This window comes from Streptomyces sp. NPDC001933, from assembly GCF_042890955.1.
Taxonomy (GTDB): domain Bacteria; phylum Actinomycetota; class Actinomycetes; order Streptomycetales; family Streptomycetaceae; genus Streptomyces.
In genome coordinates this window covers 84,359-101,861 of the sequence record NZ_JBIASS010000008.1, presented here as the reverse complement: position 1 = coordinate 101,861, position 17,503 = coordinate 84,359, and the positions used below count along the sequence as shown (strand labels likewise).

Here is a 17,503-nt window from a genome sequence, read left to right as displayed (position 1 = left end):
CGGTCAGACGATCGGATCGTGGACGGTGACGAGCTTGGTGCCGTCCGGGAAGGTGGCCTCGACCTGGACGTCGTGGATCATCTCGGGCACCCCGTCCATGACGTCGTCGCGGCCCAGCACCGTACGGCCCGACGCCATCAGCTCGGAGACCGTACGGCCGTCGCGGGCGCCCTCCAGCAGGTGGACGGTGACCAGCGCGATCGCCTCGGGATGGTTGAGCCGCAGTCCGCGCGCCCGGCGCTGCCGCGCCACGTCGGCGGCGACATGGACGAGCAGGCGTTCCTGTTCGTGCGGGGTCAGTCGCATGGCTCCACCTCACGGTCCGGTGCCCAGTACCGTCCCTGGGCGCGGCGAGGCATCGGCCGTGTCCGGCACGGCCGCTGGACGGCGAACCGCCGACTCGCGCGAGACGGTGCACGTTAGGACCGGAGTTTTTCCGGCGCGTTAAATCCGGCGCGACATTTCCGGCACATGGATTCCGGCACGTAAATTCCCGTGCGTCAGCCGGTCTTCGGCCGGCCCAGGGGCATCGGTCCGCGCAGGCCGTTCGCCGGCGCGGACCGCGGGGGCAGGGCTCAGCTGCCCGGCTCGCCGTGCTGCCGGTGCTCCGCCGCGATACCGAACCGCCGCCGTTCGCCGGGAGCGGACACCGCGGAGTCGAGCGAGGAGACCGAACTGATCACCTGCTCCTCGACGGCCGCCCCGCCCTTCTCCAGTCGCTCCAGGTCAGCGGCCGAGACAAGCGCCACCAGCGGCTTGCCGTGGCGCGTCACGACCACGCGCTCGCCGCCGTAGACGACGCGGTTGATCAGTTCGGCGAGCTCAGCCCGGGCTTGCGTCACCGGAATCTCGTAGGCCATGCTCCCCATCATAGCTGTCTGTACGTCCTGTACATTTTTTACGGAAGCCGGTGCGGCCCCGCGCAGCGCCTGTACAGACCCCGTGCAGACCCCGGAGGAAAGGCATCGCCATGCTGTTCCGTCCCACCGCCCGTCACGTTCTGCCCGAGTTCACCGAGCGCACATCCAACGGGACCCGCACCCTCGACCCGTACTCCAAGCTGCTCTCCGAACGGATCGTCTTCCTCGGCACCCCGGTCGACGACGCCGCGGCCGGCGATCTGATCGCGCAGCTCATGTATCTGGAGCACGACGCCCCGGACCGGCCCGTATCGCTCTACATCAACTCGCCCGGCGGCTCGTTCGGGGCCATGTCCGCGATCTACGACACGATGCAGTACCTCGATTGCGAGGTGGAGACCTACTGTCTCGGCCAGGCCGGCTCCTGCGCCTCCACGCTGCTCGCCGCGGGCGCTCCCGGCCGGCGGTACGCACTGCCCGGCGCGCGGGTCGTCGTGCGGCAGCCCGAGCTCACCGAGCCGGTGCGGGGCCGGCCCTCCGACCTGGAGATCGAGGCGCGGGAACTGGAGCGGGTCCGCGCGATGCTCACCACGCTGTTGGTCCGTCACACGGGCCGCACCGAGGGGCAGATCACCGCCGACACCGAACGCGACCTCATCCTCGACGCGGCGGGCGCCAAGGCGTACGGGCTGGTGGACCACGTCCTGGAGAGCCGGAATTCCTCACTCCCGCCGCACGGCGCGAGGTGAACGCCCGATGCAGCCACCGGAGTTCCCGCCCCTGCCCGCACTGACCCGCACCGAGGGGGAGTTCATCGACCACTACCTCGAAGTCCTCGACCAGGTAGGCCGGATCAACCCGGCCCGAGGCAGCGACACCTATGGCGCACTGCGCGCCGCACAGGCACTCGTGGCGCGGTCACGGGCGCTGCGGGACGCCCTCGCATTGATGCACGAGCGCGGCGAGGCACGCATCCACGCCGCCACGCTCGCCCGTGCGCTGCGCGTGCTGGACGGGGAACGGCGGTCCGGACGCGTCACCGTACCCCCTGCTCAGGGCAGTTGACCGAATCCCACGCCCGCGTGCCGACGGCGGGGCCCGCCCAACTCCCCCTGCCTCGCCGTCCGGCGGCCCTTCACCCAACTCCCGTACTCGACACGCCCGACGGTCTCACCGAAAATCCTCGCTCGTTCGGCGTAGGAAGTCCCCCTCCCGAGGGACCACTCAATTTGCGTTTCACACGTGGACAGTGAGCGGAATCCAGCCTTCCGTGCCTGGTACGAACCCCTTCCGGATCACCGACGGGTCGTCAAAAAATCACTATGTCCACCCGAACGGATCAGTCGTGAGGAGCCTCACATATCCCTGTTTCAGCTCGGAAATCCGGCAGCCGGTGAGTCAAGATCCCTGGGACGACAAGCCCCCGCCACCGCGGCGGGGCGGTCCGGGCGGACGCCGAGTCCTGCCGCCGTCCGGATGCCTGGTCGACAGAAGTGGATCGGCAGGAGTGGAGGACCCGAGCACAACGGGTCGGCCTGAACACCGGTCGACCCTCGGGGTGAAGCCGCCGAACGCGGCCGGGCAACTTCGCCAGCCCGAACCCGACAGGTCATCCTTCACAGGCGGCTGACGAAGGGTTGCGCATGACTGCGCAGGTTCATGTCCCGTCTCTGCTTGTCCGGGCCGGTACGGCCTCGGTTCTCACACTCGCCGCCGTCGGCGGCACCATGTTCGCCCCGGGCGCCGCGACGGAGGCCCAGGCGGCGACACTGTCGATGAAGGCGCTCAAGATCGCGGCATCGAAGAAGGGGGCGCCCTACGGTTGGGGGGCCACCGGGCCCAACCGCTTCGACTGCTCGGGGCTGACGCTCTACTCGTTCAAGAAGGCAGGCAAGAAGCTCCCCCGCACCGCCCAGCAGCAGTACAACCGGACGCGGCACATCTCGGCCTCGCACCGCAAACGCGGCGATCTGGTCTTCTTCCACTACGGCCGCAGCATCTACCACGTGGGGATCTACGCCGGTAAGGGCAAGATCTGGCACTCACCGAGGACCGGCTCCGTGGTGCGGCTGGAGAAGATCTGGACCAAGAGCGTCTACTACGGCCGGGTCCGCTGAGGAGGGGCCCGGCCGCCGGGCCGGGGCCGCCGGCTCCTCCCGCGCTCAGTGCGGCAGCGGGCCGGTCACCAGCACCAGCCCCAGCGCGGTGAGCGCCGCGCCGCTGCCGCCCTCGATGGCGCGCGCGGTACGCGGCCGGCGCAGCCACCGCCCCAGCCGGTCCACGAGCAGCGCCACGGCCGGGAACCAGACCAGCGCCATCGCGACGACGATCGCCGCGAGCAGCAGGGTCCTGGGCAGCGGCGGCTGCCCGTCGGGGACGAACTGGGGCAGCAGGCTCAGGAAGAGCACCGGCGCCTTGGGATTGAGCGCATTGGTCAGGAAGCCCTGCCGCAGCGCGCGCACGCGTCCCCGGTCCGCGGGCCGGTCCTCGGGACCGTCCCCGTCCGGGGCGCGGCGCCGGGCCGCACGCAGGGCGCTGATGCCGAGGTACAGGACATAGACCCCGCCGAGCAGCTGGACGGTACGCAACAGGGCGGGCACCGCCACGAGCACCGCGGCGAGCCCGGCGACAGCCAGGGCGGTGTGCACCAGCAGGCCGCCGGCCACGCCCAGCGCGCTGGCCACCCCCGCGCTCCGGGAGGCGAGCGCGTTGCGTACGACGACGGTGAAGTCCGCGCCCGGCAGCGCGACCATTCCTGCGGCGACCCCGACGAAGGCGATCAGTTGTGCGTCCATGGGTCCACCCTGACCCGGCAGAGCCATTAGCGTGTACTTGCAATCTTCTGGGTCTGCCAAAAGGAACGCTTAATGTACGACCCGACACGGCTGGCGGCGCTGGTGGCGGTCGCGGAGGCCGGATCGATCACCCGGGCCGCCGCACGTCTGGGCTACACCGCGCCGGCCCTCTCCCAGCAGCTCGCCAAGCTGGAGCGGGAGGCGGGCGCCGCACTGCTGGTACGTCACCACCGAGGCGCCCGGCTCACGGCCGCGGGCGAACTGCTGGCCGGACGCGCCAGGCGCGTCCTCGACGAGATGGACCAGGCCCGCCATGAGCTGGCCCGCCTCTCCGGACTGTCCGGCGGACGCCTGCGGGTCGGCACGTTCACCACGGCGGGCATCCATCTGCTGCCGCCGGTGCTGAGCGCCTTCCGTCGTGCCCACCCGGATGTGGAGCTGGCGGTCACCGAGTACGAACCGCCCCAGGGGGTGGCGGCGGTGGCCGCCGGCGAGGTCGATCTGGCGCTGACCCATGTGTACGAGCCGGCCGCCGCGACGCCCTGGCCCGCCGGGGTCTTCGCCGAACCGCTGCTGGTCGAGGAGCTGGTGCTGATCACGGCGGTCGGCCAGATGCTGTCCGAGGGCAGCGGGAGACTGCCGGTGACCGAACTGGCGGGCCGGCCGCTGATCAGCAGCGCGCCCACGCATCCGCCGCGACGCGGGGTGGAGCAGGCACTGGCCGAGGCCGGGGCGACACCCGCCGTGGTCTGTGAGTCGCCCGGCTATGCGCTGGTGTGCGCGCTGGTCAGTGCGGGCATCGGGATGGCGGTCGTCCCGGAGATGGTCGCCGCGATGTCACCCACACCGCTGTCCGTACGGCGGCTGGATCCCGCTTCCTTCCGGCGGACGATCTCGGTGGTGCACCGCGGTGACCGGGCGAGCGCCGCGGCGGCGACGCTCCAGGCCCTGTTGCGCAGCGGGTTCGGGAAGGCGGGCTCGGCGCAGCGGCCGGGCGGCGAAGCGGGGTGAGCGCGTCTGTGCGGCGAAACGGGGTGCGCGTCGGTCAGCTCCGCACGGGGATGCTCCACGGAAGCGCGATCCACACCGTCTTGCCGCCCTCGGCGGTGGGCGTGACGGTGAGCCGGCCGCCGCATTCCTTCGCCAGACAGCGGATGATCACCATGCCGCGGCCGTTGTCCTGCTGGACGGCGGCGGGCAGCCGCCTGGGCCAGCGGGGGTGACTGTCCGTCACCCCGAGGTGCAGCTGCTCCTCCCGCTCCAGCCGGAGGTCCACGGTGAACGTGGGCGACTGCCCGAAGGTGTGCTGGACGGCATTGGTCGCGAGCTCCGAGACGATGAGCTGGATACTGTCGGCGAAGTCGGTGCCGGCGGCCAGACCCCATTCGGTGAGCACCCGGGCCACATATTTGCGGGCCGCCGAGACCGAGACCGGCTCGCTCGGCAGAGTGACGTTTGCTTCCTGCTGGTCTGCCATGGAGAGCCGTCCCTTTCCCACCCGAACCGACCCGCGATCGGTACAGGTTGCGCTTCGCGCCAGATTGCCATCGATGCTGCCCTCTGGGACGGCGTTCCATCAAGATATGCATATATCTGTCGCTCGAAGCGGTGAACCCTGCCACGCAAGACCGTATGCGGGCGGCACACTGTCCGCTCGGCAGAAGAGGGAGGGAGGCCGCGCATGCAGCACGGCCCTGCGGTTCGACGCCGCAAGCTCGGGGAGGAGCTCCGGAGTCTGCGCCACGCGTCGGGACTGACCAGTCGGGACGCGGCGCGGATGCTCGGCTGGCACCAGTCGAAGGTGAGCCGGATCGAGACCGGGGTGAGCGGGGTGCAGCCGGCCGATGTGACCCGGCTCCTGGACACCTACGGCGTGGACGACCCCCAGTTGCGGGATCTCCTTGCCGCGCTGGCGGGTTCGGCGGGTGGCGGCGGCACCGGATGGTGGCATGCCTATCGCGGTCTGATCCCGCCCCAGTACCGCGACTTCATCAGTCTGGAGTCCCAGGCGCGGACCGCTCGCACGCTGGAGACCTCGGTGGTGCCGGGTCTGTTGCAGACGGCCGACTACGCGCGTGCGGTGACCCGGGCCTCGCTGGACGGGCTGCCCGCCGGCCAGCTGGACTCCCTGGTGGAGGTGCGGCTCGCCCGGCAGGGGGTGCTGCGGACCGATCCGCCGCTGCGGCTGAGCGCGGTGCTCGACGAGGCGGTGCTGCGGCGCGAGGTCGGCGGCTGCCGGGTGATGCGGGAGCAGCTGCGCCATCTGGCCCGGATTGCCCAACTGCCCCATGTGCAGCTCCAGTTGCTGCCGTTCTCGATGGGCGCCTACGCCGGCCTCACCGGGCCTTTCGTTATCTTCTCATTTCCGAGCACTTCTGATCTGGATGTGGTTGTTCTCGACCATTTGACGAGTAGCCTCTACCTGGAGCGGAAAGAAGACCTTGAGGCGTACAGCTCGGCCTTCCGCACGATGCAGGCTCACGCGCTGTCGCCGGAGCACTCGTTGGACCTCATCGCCGCGATCGACCGCGACGGTCAGTGACCCCGGACCGCCCGAGGGGGGCGTCATGTCGGATTGCCTCGCACAGCACGGCTTACGGTGGCGGCGCAGCAGCCGCAGCACGGGTATGAACAACTGTGTGGAGGCCGCACCGTTCGGTGACGGGCGGCTGGCCGTGCGGGACTCCAAGGACGTGTCCAGACCACCGCTGCGGTTCTCCGCAGCGGCCTGGACCTCGTTCGTCGTCGGCCTGCACCGGGGGGCCGGCCGGCTGCCGGGAGCGGTCGAGACCCCTCCGATCGGCTGACGGAGGCGGTCCGGACCCCTCCGGCCGGCTGACGGAAGCGGTCCGGACCCCTCCGGTCAGCTGGTGGGAGCGGTTCGCCGCACGACCGACACGGCGGTGGCGATCTGCTCCTCCGTCAGGTCGGCCCGCGCCGTCAGCCGCAGCCGGGACACTCCGTCCGGCACCGACGGGGGCCGGAAGCAGCCCACCGCGATTCCGGCGGCACGGCAGTCGGCCGCCCACCGGACCGCCGCGTCCGCCGAGGGGGCGCGCACCGAGACCACGGCGGCGTCCGGTCGCACGGCGGTCAGGCCGGCCCCGGTGAGCTGCTCGTACAGCGCCGAGGCGACCGCGCGGGCCCGGGCGGCCCGTTCCGGTTCCCGGCGCAGCAGCCGCAGGCTTCCGAGGGCGGCCCCGACCGCGGCCGGGGCGAGGCCGGTGTCGAAGATGAACGTCCGGGCCGTGTTGACGAGGTGTTCGATGACCCGGGCCGGGCCGAGGACCGCTCCGCCCTGGCTGCCCAGGGACTTGGAGAGGGTGAGCGTGGTGACGATTCCTTCGCCGCCCGCGAGACCGGCGGCGGCGAGCGCCCCTCGGCCGCCGTCCCCCAGCACACCCAGGCCGTGTGCGTCGTCGACGAGCAGTGCGGCGCCCTCGGCCCGGCAGACTCCGGCCAGTTCGGGCAGTGGCGCCGCGTCGCCGTCGACCGAGAAGACCGAATCGGTGACGGCCAGTGCCCGTCCTCCGTGCGCCTGCAGGGCCTTGCGCACGGCCTCGGGGTCGGCATGCGGAACGACGGCGGTTCCGGCGCGGGAGAGCCGGCAACCGTCCACGATCGAGGCGTGGTTGCCCGCGTCGGAGACGATCAGCGAGCCATGGCCGGTGAGCGCCGTGACGGCCGCGAGGTTGGCCGCGTAACCCGATGACAGCACCAGTGCCGCTTCGAAACCGCAGAATTCGGCCAGTTCGCTTTCGAGTTCGGCATGCAGTGCGGTGGAGCCGGTGACCAGTCGGGATCCGGTCGCGCCCGCACCCCACTCGCGCGCGGCCTCGGCGGCGGCGGCAGTGACGTCGGGGTGTCGGGTCAGGCCCAGATAGTCGTTGCTCGCGAGGTCCAGGAGTCCGGACGCGGCGGGCCGGGGGCGCAGGGTCCGGACGAGTCCGGCGTCCGCGCGGCGGCGCGCCTCGGTGTCGATCCAGTCGAACGGGTCGAAGGGCATGAGCAGTCCCTTTTGTAGGCAGCTCACAGACCCTAACCGTGGTTGCAACAGGTCATGGTGTGGCAATACACACACCCTCGGCGGGCTCTGTTGTCCGGTTCCTCCTTGGCTGCGGGCCGTGCCGTAGGCCAGGATCTTGACCATGGACCTCCTGAACACGCTGGTGGACAAGGGGCTGCGGCGCGAGCTGCCGACCCGCGAAGAAGCCCTCGCCGTACTGGCGACCTCCGACGACGATCTGCTCGAAGTGGTGGCCGCGGCCGGAAAGGTGCGCCGTCAGTGGTTCGGGCGGCGCGTGAAGCTGAACTATCTGGTCAACCTCAAGTCCGGTCTCTGCCCCGAGGACTGCTCGTACTGCTCGCAGCGGCTCGGCTCCAAGGCCGGGATCCTCAAGTACACCTGGCTGAAACCGGACGAGGCGTCGAAGGCCGCCGCCGCCGGGGTGGCAGGCGGTGCCAAGCGGGTGTGTCTGGTGGCGAGCGGCCGCGGTCCGACGGACCGTGATGTCGACCGGGTGTCGGAGACCATCGAGGCGATCAAGGAACAGAACGAGGGCGTCGAGGTGTGCGCCTGCCTCGGTCTGCTCTCCGACGGACAGGCCGACCGGCTGCGTTCGGCAGGTGCCGACGCGTACAACCACAACCTCAACACGTCCGAAGGGACGTACGGGGACATCACCACCACCCACACCTATGCGGACCGGGTGGAGACCGTCCAGCAGGCGCAGGCCGCCGGGCTCTCGGCGTGTTCCGGACTGATCGCCGGGATGGGCGAGAGCGACGCCGACCTGGTCGATGTCGTCTTCTCGCTGCGCGAACTGGATCCGGACTCGGTGCCGGTGAACTTCCTGATCCCGTTCGAGGGAACCCCGCTGGCCAAGGAGTGGAACCTCACCCCGCAGCGCTGTCTGCGGATTCTGGCGATGGTCCGGTTCGTCTGCCCGGACGTGGAGGTACGGCTCGCGGGCGGGCGCGAGGTCCATCTGCGCTCGATGCAGCCGCTGGCCCTGCACCTGGTCAACTCGATCTTCCTGGGCGACTACCTCACCAGCGAGGGGCAGGCGGGTCAGGCGGACCTGGACATGATCGCGGACGCCGGTTTCGAGGTGGAGGGGGCGGGCACGACGACCCTGCCCGCGCACCGTGCGGAGTCCGGCGGCTGCGGTTCGCACGACGGCGGCTGCGCCCCGTGCGGTGACGCGCCCGGGGAGGCCGCGCCCGATGCCCAGGAGGTGCCGGCCGCGCGCACGGACCTGGTGGCGGTCCGCCGTCGGGGCGCGGGAACGGATCTCGCCCCCAATGCCTGAGGCCCTCTCCCCGGCCGAGCTGCGGTCCCTGGACCGGGCCCACGTCTGGCATCCGTACGGCCCGATGCCGGGACGTCAGGAGCCGCTGGTCGTGGAGTCCGCGTCCGGGGTGCGGCTGAGGCTGGCCGAACCGGCCCACGGGCAGAGCGAGTTGGTCGACGGCATGTCGTCCTGGTGGTCGGCGGTGCACGGCTACAACCATCCGGTGCTCAACGAGGCGGCCCGTGATCAGCTGGGCCGGATGAGCCATGTGATGTTCGGCGGGCTCACCCATGAGCCCGCCGTGCGGCTGGCCACCCGGCTGGTCGAGATCACTCCGGAGCCGCTGCGGCACGTCTTCCTCTCCGACTCGGGGTCGGTCTCCGTCGAGGTCGCGGTCAAGATGTGCCTGCAGTACTGGCGCTCGGCCGGGCGGCCCGCCAAGCAGCGGCTGCTCACCTGGCGCGGCGGCTATCACGGGGACACCTGGCAGCCGATGTCGGTCTGCGACCCCGAGGGCGGCATGCACGAGCTGTGGTCGGGGGTGCTGCCCCGCCAGGTCTTCGCGGACGAGCCCCCGGCCGGATTCGACGCGGAACCGGACGCCGCGTACGTACGGCATCTGCGGGAGCTGATCGCCGAGCACGCCGACCGGCTGGCCGCGGTGATCGTGGAGCCGGTGGTGCAGGGTGCGGGCGGGATGCGGTTCCACTCCCCCGCGTATCTGCGGGTGCTGCGCGAGGCGTGCGACGAGCACGAGGTGCTGCTGGTGTTCGACGAGATCGCCACGGGCTTCGGCCGCACCGGGAAGCTGTTCGCCGCCGGGCATGCGGGGGTCTCCCCCGACGTCATGTGTGTGGGCAAGGCGCTGACCGGCGGCTATCTGACGATGGCGGCGACCCTGTGCACCTCTCGGGTGGCGGAGGGCATCTCCAGCGGCGAGGTGCCGGTGCTCGCGCACGGACCGACTTTCATGGGCAATCCGCTCGCCGCCGCGGTGGCGTGCGCCTCCGTCGATCTGCTGCTCGGCCAGGACTGGGAGCGGGAGGTGAAGCGGATCGGCACGGGGCTGCGGGAGGGTCTCGCCCCGGCGTCGGAACTGCCCGGGGTACGGGATGTGCGGGTGCTGGGCGCGATCGGCGTCGTACAGCTCGATCATGAGGTGGACATGGCGGCCGCGACCCGGGCGGCGGTACGGGAAGGGGTGTGGCTGCGGCCGTTCCGCGACCTCGTCTACACGATGCCGCCGTATGTGACCGGTGACGAGGATGTGGCACGGATCTGCCGCGCCGTGTGCGCGGCTGCGCGAGAGGGCTGAGATGACGATTCTGGTGGTGACGGGGACGGGCACGGAGATCGGCAAGACGGTCGTGACGGCGGCCGTGGCGGCGGCGTGCGCGGACCGTGGCGTCGCGGTGCTCAAGCCGGCGCAGACGGGGCTGGCCCCCGGCGAACCCGGTGATGCCGCAGAGGTGGCACGGTTGGCGGGCGGCCATGTCACCGCGGTCGAACTGGCCCGGTTTCCCGAGCCGTTGGCGCCCGCCACGGCCGCCCGCAGGGCTGGTCTCCCGCCGGTGCGGCCGTACGAGATCGCCGACGCGGCGCAGAAGCTGGCGACCGAACACGATCTGGTGCTGATCGAGGGTGCGGGGGGCCTGCTCGTACGGTTCGACGACGAGGGTTCGACCCTTGCCGACGCCGCCCGGCTGCTGGACGCGCCGGTACTGGTCGTGACGCCCGCCGGTCTGGGCACGCTCAACACCACCGCGCTGACCACGGAGGCGCTGCGGGCCCGGGGGCTGGGGTGTCTCGGCGTGGTGGTGGGCAGCATGCCCGCCGAGCCGGATCTCGCGTCGCGCTGCAATCTGGCGGATCTCCCCGTGGTGGCGGGCGCCCCGCTGCTGGGTGCGGTGCCGGCCGGTGCGGGAGCACTGGAGCCCGCCGACTTCCGTGCGCGGGCCGGGAGTTGGCTCGCGGCGGAGCTGGGCGGGAATCGGCCCGCCGGATGAGCGGATGAGCGGCGCGGGACGGGGGAGAATCTAAGTAGCCGCACTTTCTGCCGGAGCGCCCGGTCGAGGAGGTCCGTCATGCGTCTGCGCAGCACGAGAATCCCACAGGACGCGGTGCACCACCCCGTCTTCGCCCGGTTCTACGCCCGGATGAGCGTGGTCGCGGAGACCAAGGCGGGGCTGGCCGCGGTGCGCTCGGAGCTGTTGGCCGGCATGTCCGGCCGGGTCATCGAGATAGGCGCGGGCAATGGCCTGAACTTCGCGCACTACCCGCCCGCGGTGTCGGAGGTGGTGGCCATCGAACCCGAGCACAGTCTGCGGCGGCTGGCGGTGCGGTCGGCGCTGCGTGCCGGGCTCCCGGTGGATGTGGTGCCGGGCGCGGCGGAGGCGCTGCCGGTGAAGAGCGAGGCGTTCGACGGGGCGGTCGCCTCGCTGGTGCTGTGCAGCGTACGGAATGTGGAGCGTTCGCTCGCGGAGATCGTGCGGGTGCTGCGGCCCGGCGGTGAGCTGCGCTTCTTCGAGCATGTGCGGGCCGACGACCGGGCCATGGCGGTGACGCAGCAAGCGCTGGACCGTACGGTCTGGCCGCTGATGACAGGCGGTTGCCATACGGGTCGCGACACGCTGGGCGCCATCGAGAAGGCCGGATTCGTAGTGGAGACGTACCGCAGGGTCAGGATGCCGGAGTGGGGAATCCGGCTGCCCACGTCGACATGCGTGCTGGGTGTGGCGCGCCGCCCCGGCGTGGCGGCCTGACGCGCCGGTCCGCCGTCGTACGCGGATCGGTCCACCGCCGCCGTGCCGCCGGGGCGGGTCACGGGCTCCGCTCCACTGCCGGGACGGTCACAGACGCCACCGCCGGAGCTGTCACCGGCTCCTCCGGCGCGGGGCTGTCGTGGGCTCCGCTGCCGGGACGGTCACAGGCTCCACTGGCGGAGTTCGTCGGCGATGGCCCGGACGTCGGCCTTGCCCTCCTTCACCAGCCGGGCCAGGTCACGCACCTGCTCGGGCGAGGTGATGACCTTGAGCCCGGAGGCGACGAGATAGCCGTACGCGACGGCCGAGGAGAACATCGCGTTGGAGTGTTCGAGCGCGGGGACATGAAGCAGCAACTGCAGGAGCGCGGCAGCCCGGGAATGCGGGTCGCTGTAGACGGGGCTGCCGAAGATCTCGGCCTCATGACGGGCCACGGCGGCCACGAGCGCACCCCAGTCGACCACCTGCGGGTCGCCGGGGGTCTTGTGCTCGGCCACCATGAGCAGCCAGGAAAGGTCGATCTGGAGGTTCAACGCGTGCCCTTGCGCTCCGGGCCGATCTCTTCGGCGAACACCGACTCGTACTGCTTCATGAAGTCGGCCGCGGCTTCGACGAAGGTGTGGCCGACCTCGCCCGCATCCTGCCGTACGAGTTCTTCTATGTAGCGGTTCACGCTCATCCCCCTCTGCAGCGCGCGCTGTCGCGCGGCCTCGGCGGTGGCCTCGTCCACTCTCACGTTCAGCTGAGTCTTGGGCACAGCAACACGCTAGCGCGCGTGCGCTAGCACCGGCAAGAGCAGTGCACCGGCGCCGGCGCACGGGTCGGCATGCACAGAACGCCCGCCTAAACCCTCGAAATGGCCCTGTGGGTGTGATGCCACCCACAGGGGCCACGTCACACCCTAAGCCGGATAGTAGAAACAGGGTCGTCCCAAGCAGCGTGAAAACGGTCCAGAGTGGTTCATTTCGGACATTGCTCCGTATTGGGGTAGTACGTCACATCATTGACCCCCGTCCCGGCCGCCGCTAACCATGGTTCTCGTCGCAGTCCACCGCGACCGGCCCGGACGGACCACCCGCCGGACCGCGCAGGGCCCCCGCCCCGCACGCCGCCCCCCACCCCGGACGGCACACCCCCCTCACCAAGGAGAGTCACTTCCGCATGACCACCCACGCCCTGAACCGCACCAGCCGCCTGCGCAACCTGTCCGTCACCGCCCTGGCCACCACCGCCGCCGCGGCAGCCGCCCTCACCCTCACCTCCACCTCCGCACACGCCGCCGAGACCAAGCAGCCCACCACCCCCGCCGTCGCCAAGGCCACCACCAGCGGCGACACCCAGGGCAACAGCGGCTACGCCAACAACCTGGACGGCTGGATCAAGGAATCCCTCGCCATCATGAAGGCCAAGGGCATCCCCGGCACCTACGAGGGCCTGCACCGCAACATCATGCGCGAGTCCAGCGGCAACCCCAACGCCCAGAACGGCTGGGACGTCAACGCCCAGAAGGGCACCCCCTCCAAGGGCCTGCTCCAGGTCATCCAGCCCACCTTCAGCGCCTACCACGTCGCCGGCACCGCCAACAGCCTCACCGACCCCATCGCCAACATCACCGCGGCCGCCAACTACGCCGCCGACCGCTACGGATCCATCGACAACGTCAACTCCGCCTACTGATCCGTGGGTTCACCGAGTCACGAAATCACTGAGCCGCGGAATCGCCGATCCGCGGAGTCACGGAATCGCCGAGTCGCCGCACCGCCTCCCGATGGCGAAATCATTCGCCGAACGGATCCGCGCTCTGCTTGGCTCGCCCCATGAGTGATCTCCGCATACGCCACGCCGGCCTCCCCGACATCGACACCGTGTTGCGCTTCTGGCGCGAGGCCGCGGAGGGCACGAGCATCAGCGACGACCACGACGGAGTGGCCCGGCTCATTTCGACAGACCCCGAAGCCCTGCTGCTGGCGGCCCGTGACGGCCGCCTCGTGGGAACCGTCATCGCCGGTTTCGACGGCTGGCGGTGCTCCGCCTACCGGCTGGCCGTGCACCCCGACTGCCGCCGACAAGGGGTCGCCACCGCCTTGATGGAAGCGGCGGAACAGCGATTCCTCGCCCTTGGCGGGCGACGGGTCGACGCCATGGTCCTCGAAGCCAACGAACGGGCACACCACACCTGGGCCGCGAGCGGCTACCACCGCGAGGATCACTGGCGGCGCTGGGTGAAGCCGCTCAGCGACTGAGAAGATCACCGACAAGACGGCTGCCTTTGCCGATCCTTTACCATGGTGTCCTCCTGTCCGATCCTTCCGAAAGGTGTGAGCGTCCGCCCATGGGCGAGCCTCCCAGTAGTCGACATCGCCGGCACCGAGCGATCCTCCTGCCCCTGCCCGATCATGGGACGGAGGTGAACCGATGACCGAAGTGCTTCTACTGCTCGTGGCGGTACTGCTCTCGCTGGCCTGCGGCGCCTTCGTCGCGGCCGAGTTCTCTCTGACGACGGTCGAGCGCGGACAGCTCGAACGCGCCGTCGAGCGGGGCGAGCGGGGCGCGGCGAGCGCCATGAAGGCCGTACGCAGCCTCACCTTCCAGCTCTCCGGCGCGCAGCTCGGCATCACCGTCACCAACCTGGTGGTCGGCATGCTCTCCGAACCGTCCATCGCGAAGCTGATCCGCGGTCCGGTGGAGGCGGTCGGCCTCTCCCCGAGCGTTGCGTCCTCGGTGGCCCTGGTGCTGGGAACGGCGCTGTCCACCGTGTTCCTGATGATCGTCGGTGAACTGGTCCCGAAGAACTGGGCGATCTCCTCCCCGCTCGCCGTGGCGAAGACCGTGGCCACCCCGCAGCGGGCCTTCACCGCCGTCTTCCGCCCCTTCATCAGCCACCTCAACAACACCGCCAACCGGATCGTGCGCCGCTTCGGCCTCGAACCGGCCGAGGAACTGGCCTCCGCGCGAAGCCCGCAGGAGCTGGCGGCGCTGGCCCGGCACAGCGCGAAGCAAGGTGCGCTGGAGGCCGACACGGCGGAACTGTTCGTCCGCACGCTGAACCTGGCCGAACTGACGGCGGAGAACGTGATGACCCCCCGGGTCCAGGTCACCGCGCTGGAGGCGCAGGCGACCGCCGAGGACGTCGCGAACGCCACCCGGGCGACGGGCCTGTCCCGTTTCCCCGTCTACCTAGGCAGCCTGGACACCGTCGTCGGTGTGGCGCACATCAAGGACGTGCTGGCCATCCCCGCCGAGCAGCGGTCCCGTACCCGCGTGTCGGAGATGCTGCGCGACCCCCTGCTCGTACCGGAGACGCTCACGGTGGACCGGCTCCTGGACCGGTTGTCGGGCAAGCTCGCCATGGCCGTCGTCATCGACGAGTACGGCGGCACGGCGGGCGTCGTGACGCTGGAGGACATCGTCGAGGAAGTGGTCGGCGAGGTGCGCGACGAGCACGACCCGCACGAGACCGCGGACCTCGCACCGGCCGGCGAGGACGCCGACGGGCGGACTCTGTGGTCGGCCGACGGCGCCGCGCGCATCGACCAGCTGAAGACGATCGGACTGCGGGTGCCGGACGGACCGTACGAGACGCTCGCCGGGCTCATCGCCACCGAGGTCGGCCGCATCCCGGCAGTGGGTGACACCGTCGAGCTGGCGGACTGGCGGATCGACGTGGTCGACGCATCCGGACGCCGCGCCGCGCGGGCGCTGCTGCATGCGCCGCTGCCCGGCGACGACAAGCGGACGGAGGACGCACGATGATCGCCGTCCAGCTCTTCATCGGACTGATGACCCTGGTCGTCAATGCCTTCTTCGTCGGGGCGGAGTTCGCGCTGATCTCCGTGCGCCGCAGTCAGATCGAGCCCGGAGCCGAGGCCGGGAACCGGCGGGCGCGCAGCGTCATCTGGGGCCTCGAACACGTATCGGCGCTGCTCGCGGCCGCGCAGCTGGGCATCACCCTCTGCACGCTGGTGCTCGGTATCGTCGCCGAGCCGGCCTTCGCGCACCTGCTGGAGCCGGTGTTCGACGCGGTGGGCGTGCCGCACGGACTGATCCATCCGATCTCGTTCGTGATCGCGCTGTCCGTGGCGACGTATCTGCACATGCTCCTCGGCGAGATGGTGCCGAAGAACATCGCTCTGGCCGAGCCCGTTCGCGCCGCACTGCTGCTCGGACCACCGCTGGTGGCCCTCGCCAGGGCGCTGCGCCCGGTGATCTTCGCGATCAACGCCTTCGCCAACGCGCTGCTCAAGATCCTGCGGGTCGAGACGAAGGACGAGGTGTCCGCCACGTTCTCCGACGACGAACTGGCCCGGCTGGTGACGGACTCGGGCGACGCCGGGCTGGTCGACGACCGCTCGGCCGAGCGACTGCGCCACGCCCTGGAGCTGGGTCGTCGTCCGGTGCGTGATGTGGTGATGCCGGTGGACCGGGTCGTGTACGCCAGGGTCGGGACCACGCCGGAACAGCTGGAGCGGCTCTCGAACGAGACCGGCTTCTCGCGCTTCCCCGTGATGGACAGCGAGGAGCGGATCCTGGGCTACCTCCATGTGAAGGACGCCCTCGATGCCGCACCGCGCGATGTGCCCTTCCCGGTGACGGCGATGCGCCCGATCGCGCGGGTCCGGGCCGGCACACCGCTCGACGACGCCCTGACCGCACTGCGACGCAGCCGTACGCACCTGGCGGCGGTGCTCGACGAGGACGACCGGCTGGCCGGAATGGTCACCATGGAGGACGTGCTCCGCGAGCTGGTGGGGCGCCCGAAGGCGCGCTGACCGATGCGGGGGCCGCGGCACGGGATTCCGGCCGCGGCCTCTTCCGTCCCCGTCCGGCCCCTTCCGTTCCCTTCCGGCCTTTTCCGGCCTTTTCCGGCCCCCGGGAGTGGCCGGATCCGCCGCGATACGATCGCATCGCCATGGAAACAAATGCCTCCTACAACAGTCTTGTCGCGGTCGGCGACTCGTTCACCGAGGGCATGTCGGACCTGCTGCCCGACGGTTCGTACCGCGGCTGGGCCGACGTCCTCGCCGGACGGCTCGCCGCCCGCACGCCGGGATTCCGCTACGCGAATCTCGCCGTACGGGGCAAGCTGATCGGCCAGATCGTCGACGAGCAGGTCGATGTGGCCGCCGCCATGCGGGCGGATGTCGTCACACTCGTCGGCGGACTCAACGACACACTGCGGCCCAAGTGCGACATGGGCATGGTCCGCGGACGGCTCGAAGAGGCCGTGGAGCGACTCGCCCCCTCGTGCGACACGCTCGTGCTCATGCGCAGCCCGGGGCGCAACGGTCCGGTGATGGAGCGTTTCCGTCCGCGGATGGAGGAGCTGTTCGCCCTGGTCGACGACCTGGCTGCCCGGCACGGAGCGGTGGTCGTCGATCTGTACGGGGCAGCGGCCCTGGGTGATCCCCGGATGTGGGACGTCGACCGGCTGCATCTGACGGGGGACGGGCACACCAGGGTCGCCGAGGCGGTCTGGCAGACGCTGGGACTGCCTCCGGAGAACGACTGGCGCACGCCCCTGTCGACCGCCGTACCGCCCGGGTGGGCCAGGCGGCGGGTCGACGACCTCCGCTTCGCCCGCGAGCACCTGATGCCGTGGATCGGCCGCCGCCTGACCGGCCGCTCGTCCGGCGACGGCCGGACGGGCGCCCAGTACAGCGCCGAGCTGGGTCGGGCGTTCTGGGTCACCCCCGAGGACAACGGCGTCCCCGGCCCCGTGGCGACCTGGCGCCGGATCGACTCGGCGCCGCTCTCGTAGCAACCCACAAACCGGACCGCGGCGCTGGCCTGCA

At 70.8% G+C, this 17,503-nt stretch carries 22 protein-coding genes and 1 riboswitch; of the genes, 15 read left to right on the top strand and 7 right to left on the bottom strand.

Annotated features, from left to right (window positions below):
* Window positions 1–3: 3 nt before the first annotated feature.
* Complete coding sequence (locus tag ACFYY7_RS20985; RefSeq protein ID WP_388663398.1) at window positions 4–306, bottom strand: urease subunit gamma; 303 nt, start codon at window positions 304–306, stop codon at window positions 4–6.
* A 269-nt stretch (window positions 307–575) separates the two neighbouring features.
* Entirely contained in the window at window positions 576–860 is a 285-nt protein-coding gene (locus tag ACFYY7_RS20980; RefSeq protein ID WP_266735288.1) for a type II toxin-antitoxin system Phd/YefM family antitoxin, read from the bottom strand.
* A 113-nt stretch (window positions 861–973) separates the two neighbouring features.
* Here ACFYY7_RS20980 and ACFYY7_RS20975 point away from each other — a divergent pair, with 113 nt between their 5' ends.
* The 3 genes from ACFYY7_RS20975 to ACFYY7_RS20965 all read left to right on the top strand — a co-directional run bounded on the left by ACFYY7_RS20975 (window position 974) and on the right by ACFYY7_RS20965 (window position 2,977).
* Window positions 974–1,609: an ATP-dependent Clp protease proteolytic subunit gene (locus ACFYY7_RS20975; RefSeq protein WP_388663732.1), complete on the top strand. Its 636-nt coding sequence runs from the start codon at window positions 974–976 to the stop codon at window positions 1,607–1,609.
* 7 nt (window positions 1,610–1,616) lie between these two features.
* On the top strand, window positions 1,617–1,925 hold the full coding sequence (locus ACFYY7_RS20970; protein ID WP_388663395.1) for a hypothetical protein: 309 nt from the start codon (window positions 1,617–1,619) through the stop codon (window positions 1,923–1,925).
* 402 nt (window positions 1,926–2,327) lie between these two features.
* Window positions 2,328–2,500, top strand: a riboswitch (cyclic di-AMP (ydaO/yuaA leader).
* A gap of 3 nt (window positions 2,501–2,503) precedes the next feature.
* Entirely contained in the window at window positions 2,504–2,977 is a 474-nt protein-coding gene (locus tag ACFYY7_RS20965; protein ID WP_388663393.1) for a C40 family peptidase, read from the top strand.
* Window positions 2,978–3,022: 45 nt separating this feature from the next.
* On the opposite strand, the gene ACFYY7_RS20960 is transcribed toward ACFYY7_RS20965, so the two are convergent.
* On the bottom strand, window positions 3,023–3,655 hold the full coding sequence (locus ACFYY7_RS20960; protein WP_383721510.1) for a LysE family translocator: 633 nt from the start codon (window positions 3,653–3,655) through the stop codon (window positions 3,023–3,025).
* Window positions 3,656–3,727: 72 nt separating this feature from the next.
* Here ACFYY7_RS20960 and ACFYY7_RS20955 point away from each other — a divergent pair, with 72 nt between their 5' ends.
* Window positions 3,728–4,666: a LysR family transcriptional regulator gene (locus ACFYY7_RS20955; protein WP_388663391.1), complete on the top strand. Its 939-nt coding sequence runs from the start codon at window positions 3,728–3,730 to the stop codon at window positions 4,664–4,666.
* 34 nt (window positions 4,667–4,700) lie between these two features.
* Here ACFYY7_RS20955 and ACFYY7_RS20950 read toward each other — a convergent pair whose 3' ends face one another.
* The gene (locus ACFYY7_RS20950; protein ID WP_388663389.1) at window positions 4,701–5,132 is read right to left on the bottom strand and encodes an ATP-binding protein; all 432 of its coding nucleotides are present in this window, start codon (window positions 5,130–5,132) and stop codon (window positions 4,701–4,703) included.
* 204 nt (window positions 5,133–5,336) lie between these two features.
* On the opposite strand from ACFYY7_RS20950, the gene ACFYY7_RS20945 reads away from it, so the two are divergent.
* Together ACFYY7_RS20945 and ACFYY7_RS20940 are read left to right on the top strand one after the other, a co-directional pair.
* Window positions 5,337–6,197: a helix-turn-helix domain-containing protein gene (locus ACFYY7_RS20945; protein ID WP_388663387.1), complete on the top strand. Its 861-nt coding sequence runs from the start codon at window positions 5,337–5,339 to the stop codon at window positions 6,195–6,197.
* A gap of 25 nt (window positions 6,198–6,222) precedes the next feature.
* Window positions 6,223–6,462 (top strand): DUF397 domain-containing protein, encoded by a 240-nt coding sequence (locus tag ACFYY7_RS20940; protein WP_388663385.1) that lies wholly within the window; start codon window positions 6,223–6,225, stop codon window positions 6,460–6,462.
* A 56-nt stretch (window positions 6,463–6,518) separates the two neighbouring features.
* Here ACFYY7_RS20940 and ACFYY7_RS20935 read toward each other — a convergent pair whose 3' ends face one another.
* Entirely contained in the window at window positions 6,519–7,661 is a 1,143-nt protein-coding gene (locus tag ACFYY7_RS20935) for an 8-amino-7-oxononanoate synthase (RefSeq protein WP_388663383.1), read from the bottom strand.
* A 142-nt stretch (window positions 7,662–7,803) separates the two neighbouring features.
* On the opposite strand from ACFYY7_RS20935, the gene bioB reads away from it, so the two are divergent.
* From bioB to ACFYY7_RS20915, 4 genes are all read left to right on the top strand, one after another.
* Window positions 7,804–8,967: a biotin synthase BioB gene (bioB, locus tag ACFYY7_RS20930; protein ID WP_351253867.1), complete on the top strand. Its 1,164-nt coding sequence runs from the start codon at window positions 7,804–7,806 to the stop codon at window positions 8,965–8,967.
* Window positions 8,960–10,264, top strand: a complete 1,305-nt coding sequence (locus ACFYY7_RS20925; RefSeq protein ID WP_388663381.1) for an adenosylmethionine--8-amino-7-oxononanoate transaminase — start codon at window positions 8,960–8,962, stop codon at window positions 10,262–10,264. Before bioB ends, ACFYY7_RS20925 begins: the two co-directional genes overlap by 8 nt.
* Before the next feature lies 1 nt (window position 10,265).
* Window positions 10,266–10,955 (top strand): dethiobiotin synthase, encoded by a 690-nt coding sequence (gene bioD / locus ACFYY7_RS20920; protein ID WP_388663379.1) that lies wholly within the window; start codon window positions 10,266–10,268, stop codon window positions 10,953–10,955.
* A 78-nt stretch (window positions 10,956–11,033) separates the two neighbouring features.
* On the top strand, window positions 11,034–11,711 hold the full coding sequence (locus ACFYY7_RS20915; protein ID WP_388663377.1) for a class I SAM-dependent methyltransferase: 678 nt from the start codon (window positions 11,034–11,036) through the stop codon (window positions 11,709–11,711).
* A gap of 161 nt (window positions 11,712–11,872) precedes the next feature.
* Here ACFYY7_RS20915 and ACFYY7_RS20910 read toward each other — a convergent pair whose 3' ends face one another.
* Entirely contained in the window at window positions 11,873–12,244 is a 372-nt protein-coding gene (locus ACFYY7_RS20910; protein WP_093551070.1) for a fic family toxin-antitoxin system, toxin component, read from the bottom strand.
* Window positions 12,241–12,468 carry an antitoxin gene (locus tag ACFYY7_RS20905; RefSeq protein ID WP_388663375.1) on the bottom strand — a complete coding sequence of 76 codons (228 nt, stop codon included), beginning with the start codon at window positions 12,466–12,468 and terminating at the stop codon, window positions 12,241–12,243. Before ACFYY7_RS20905 ends, ACFYY7_RS20910 begins: the two co-directional genes overlap by 4 nt.
* 404 nt (window positions 12,469–12,872) lie before the next feature.
* On the opposite strand from ACFYY7_RS20905, the gene ACFYY7_RS20900 reads away from it, so the two are divergent.
* From ACFYY7_RS20900 to ACFYY7_RS20880, 5 genes are all read left to right on the top strand, one after another.
* Entirely contained in the window at window positions 12,873–13,388 is a 516-nt protein-coding gene (locus ACFYY7_RS20900) for a transglycosylase SLT domain-containing protein (protein ID WP_388663373.1), read from the top strand.
* Window positions 13,389–13,528: 140 nt separating this feature from the next.
* Window positions 13,529–13,954 carry a GNAT family N-acetyltransferase gene (locus ACFYY7_RS20895; protein WP_351263708.1) on the top strand — a complete coding sequence of 142 codons (426 nt, stop codon included), beginning with the start codon at window positions 13,529–13,531 and terminating at the stop codon, window positions 13,952–13,954.
* 172 nt (window positions 13,955–14,126) lie between these two features.
* The gene (locus tag ACFYY7_RS20890; protein ID WP_388663371.1) at window positions 14,127–15,464 is read left to right on the top strand and encodes a hemolysin family protein; all 1,338 of its coding nucleotides are present in this window, start codon (window positions 14,127–14,129) and stop codon (window positions 15,462–15,464) included.
* Complete coding sequence (locus tag ACFYY7_RS20885; RefSeq protein WP_388663369.1) at window positions 15,461–16,480, top strand: hemolysin family protein; 1,020 nt, start codon at window positions 15,461–15,463, stop codon at window positions 16,478–16,480. Before ACFYY7_RS20890 ends, ACFYY7_RS20885 begins: the two co-directional genes overlap by 4 nt.
* A 140-nt stretch (window positions 16,481–16,620) precedes the next feature.
* A complete protein-coding gene (locus ACFYY7_RS20880) occupies window positions 16,621–17,469 on the top strand; it encodes an SGNH/GDSL hydrolase family protein (RefSeq protein WP_388663367.1) in 849 nt (282 codons plus the stop codon).
* The last annotated feature ends 34 nt before the right edge of the window (window positions 17,470–17,503 follow it).

Excerpts from the sequence above, each read along its gene's own strand:
- ACFYY7_RS20985 (WP_388663398.1), bottom strand. The coding sequence starts at position 306 with ATGCGACTGACCCCGCACGAACAGGAACGCCTGCTCGTCCATGTCGCC.
- ACFYY7_RS20950 (WP_388663389.1), bottom strand. The coding sequence starts at position 5,132 with ATGGCAGACCAGCAGGAAGCAAACGTCACTCTGCCGAGCGAGCCGGTC.
- ACFYY7_RS20915 (WP_388663377.1), top strand. The coding sequence starts at position 11,034 with ATGCGTCTGCGCAGCACGAGAATCCCACAGGACGCGGTGCACCACCCC.
- ACFYY7_RS20955 (WP_388663391.1), top strand. The coding sequence starts at position 3,728 with ATGTACGACCCGACACGGCTGGCGGCGCTGGTGGCGGTCGCGGAGGCC.
- ACFYY7_RS20980 (WP_266735288.1), bottom strand. The coding sequence starts at position 860 with ATGGCCTACGAGATTCCGGTGACGCAAGCCCGGGCTGAGCTCGCCGAA.
- ACFYY7_RS20945 (WP_388663387.1), top strand. The coding sequence starts at position 5,337 with ATGCAGCACGGCCCTGCGGTTCGACGCCGCAAGCTCGGGGAGGAGCTC.
- ACFYY7_RS20970 (WP_388663395.1), top strand. The coding sequence starts at position 1,617 with ATGCAGCCACCGGAGTTCCCGCCCCTGCCCGCACTGACCCGCACCGAG.
- ACFYY7_RS20900 (WP_388663373.1), top strand. The coding sequence starts at position 12,873 with ATGACCACCCACGCCCTGAACCGCACCAGCCGCCTGCGCAACCTGTCC.
- ACFYY7_RS20965 (WP_388663393.1), top strand. The coding sequence starts at position 2,504 with ATGACTGCGCAGGTTCATGTCCCGTCTCTGCTTGTCCGGGCCGGTACG.
- ACFYY7_RS20960 (WP_383721510.1), bottom strand. The coding sequence starts at position 3,655 with ATGGACGCACAACTGATCGCCTTCGTCGGGGTCGCCGCAGGAATGGTC.
- ACFYY7_RS20885 (WP_388663369.1), top strand. The coding sequence starts at position 15,461 with ATGATCGCCGTCCAGCTCTTCATCGGACTGATGACCCTGGTCGTCAAT.
- bioB (WP_351253867.1), top strand. The coding sequence starts at position 7,804 with ATGGACCTCCTGAACACGCTGGTGGACAAGGGGCTGCGGCGCGAGCTG.
- ACFYY7_RS20890 (WP_388663371.1), top strand. The coding sequence starts at position 14,127 with ATGACCGAAGTGCTTCTACTGCTCGTGGCGGTACTGCTCTCGCTGGCC.
- ACFYY7_RS20895 (WP_351263708.1), top strand. The coding sequence starts at position 13,529 with ATGAGTGATCTCCGCATACGCCACGCCGGCCTCCCCGACATCGACACC.
- ACFYY7_RS20935 (WP_388663383.1), bottom strand. The coding sequence starts at position 7,661 with ATGCCCTTCGACCCGTTCGACTGGATCGACACCGAGGCGCGCCGCCGC.
- ACFYY7_RS20880 (WP_388663367.1), top strand. The coding sequence starts at position 16,621 with ATGGAAACAAATGCCTCCTACAACAGTCTTGTCGCGGTCGGCGACTCG.
- ACFYY7_RS20925 (WP_388663381.1), top strand. The coding sequence starts at position 8,960 with ATGCCTGAGGCCCTCTCCCCGGCCGAGCTGCGGTCCCTGGACCGGGCC.
- ACFYY7_RS20940 (WP_388663385.1), top strand. The coding sequence starts at position 6,223 with ATGTCGGATTGCCTCGCACAGCACGGCTTACGGTGGCGGCGCAGCAGC.
- bioD (WP_388663379.1), top strand. The coding sequence starts at position 10,266 with ATGACGATTCTGGTGGTGACGGGGACGGGCACGGAGATCGGCAAGACG.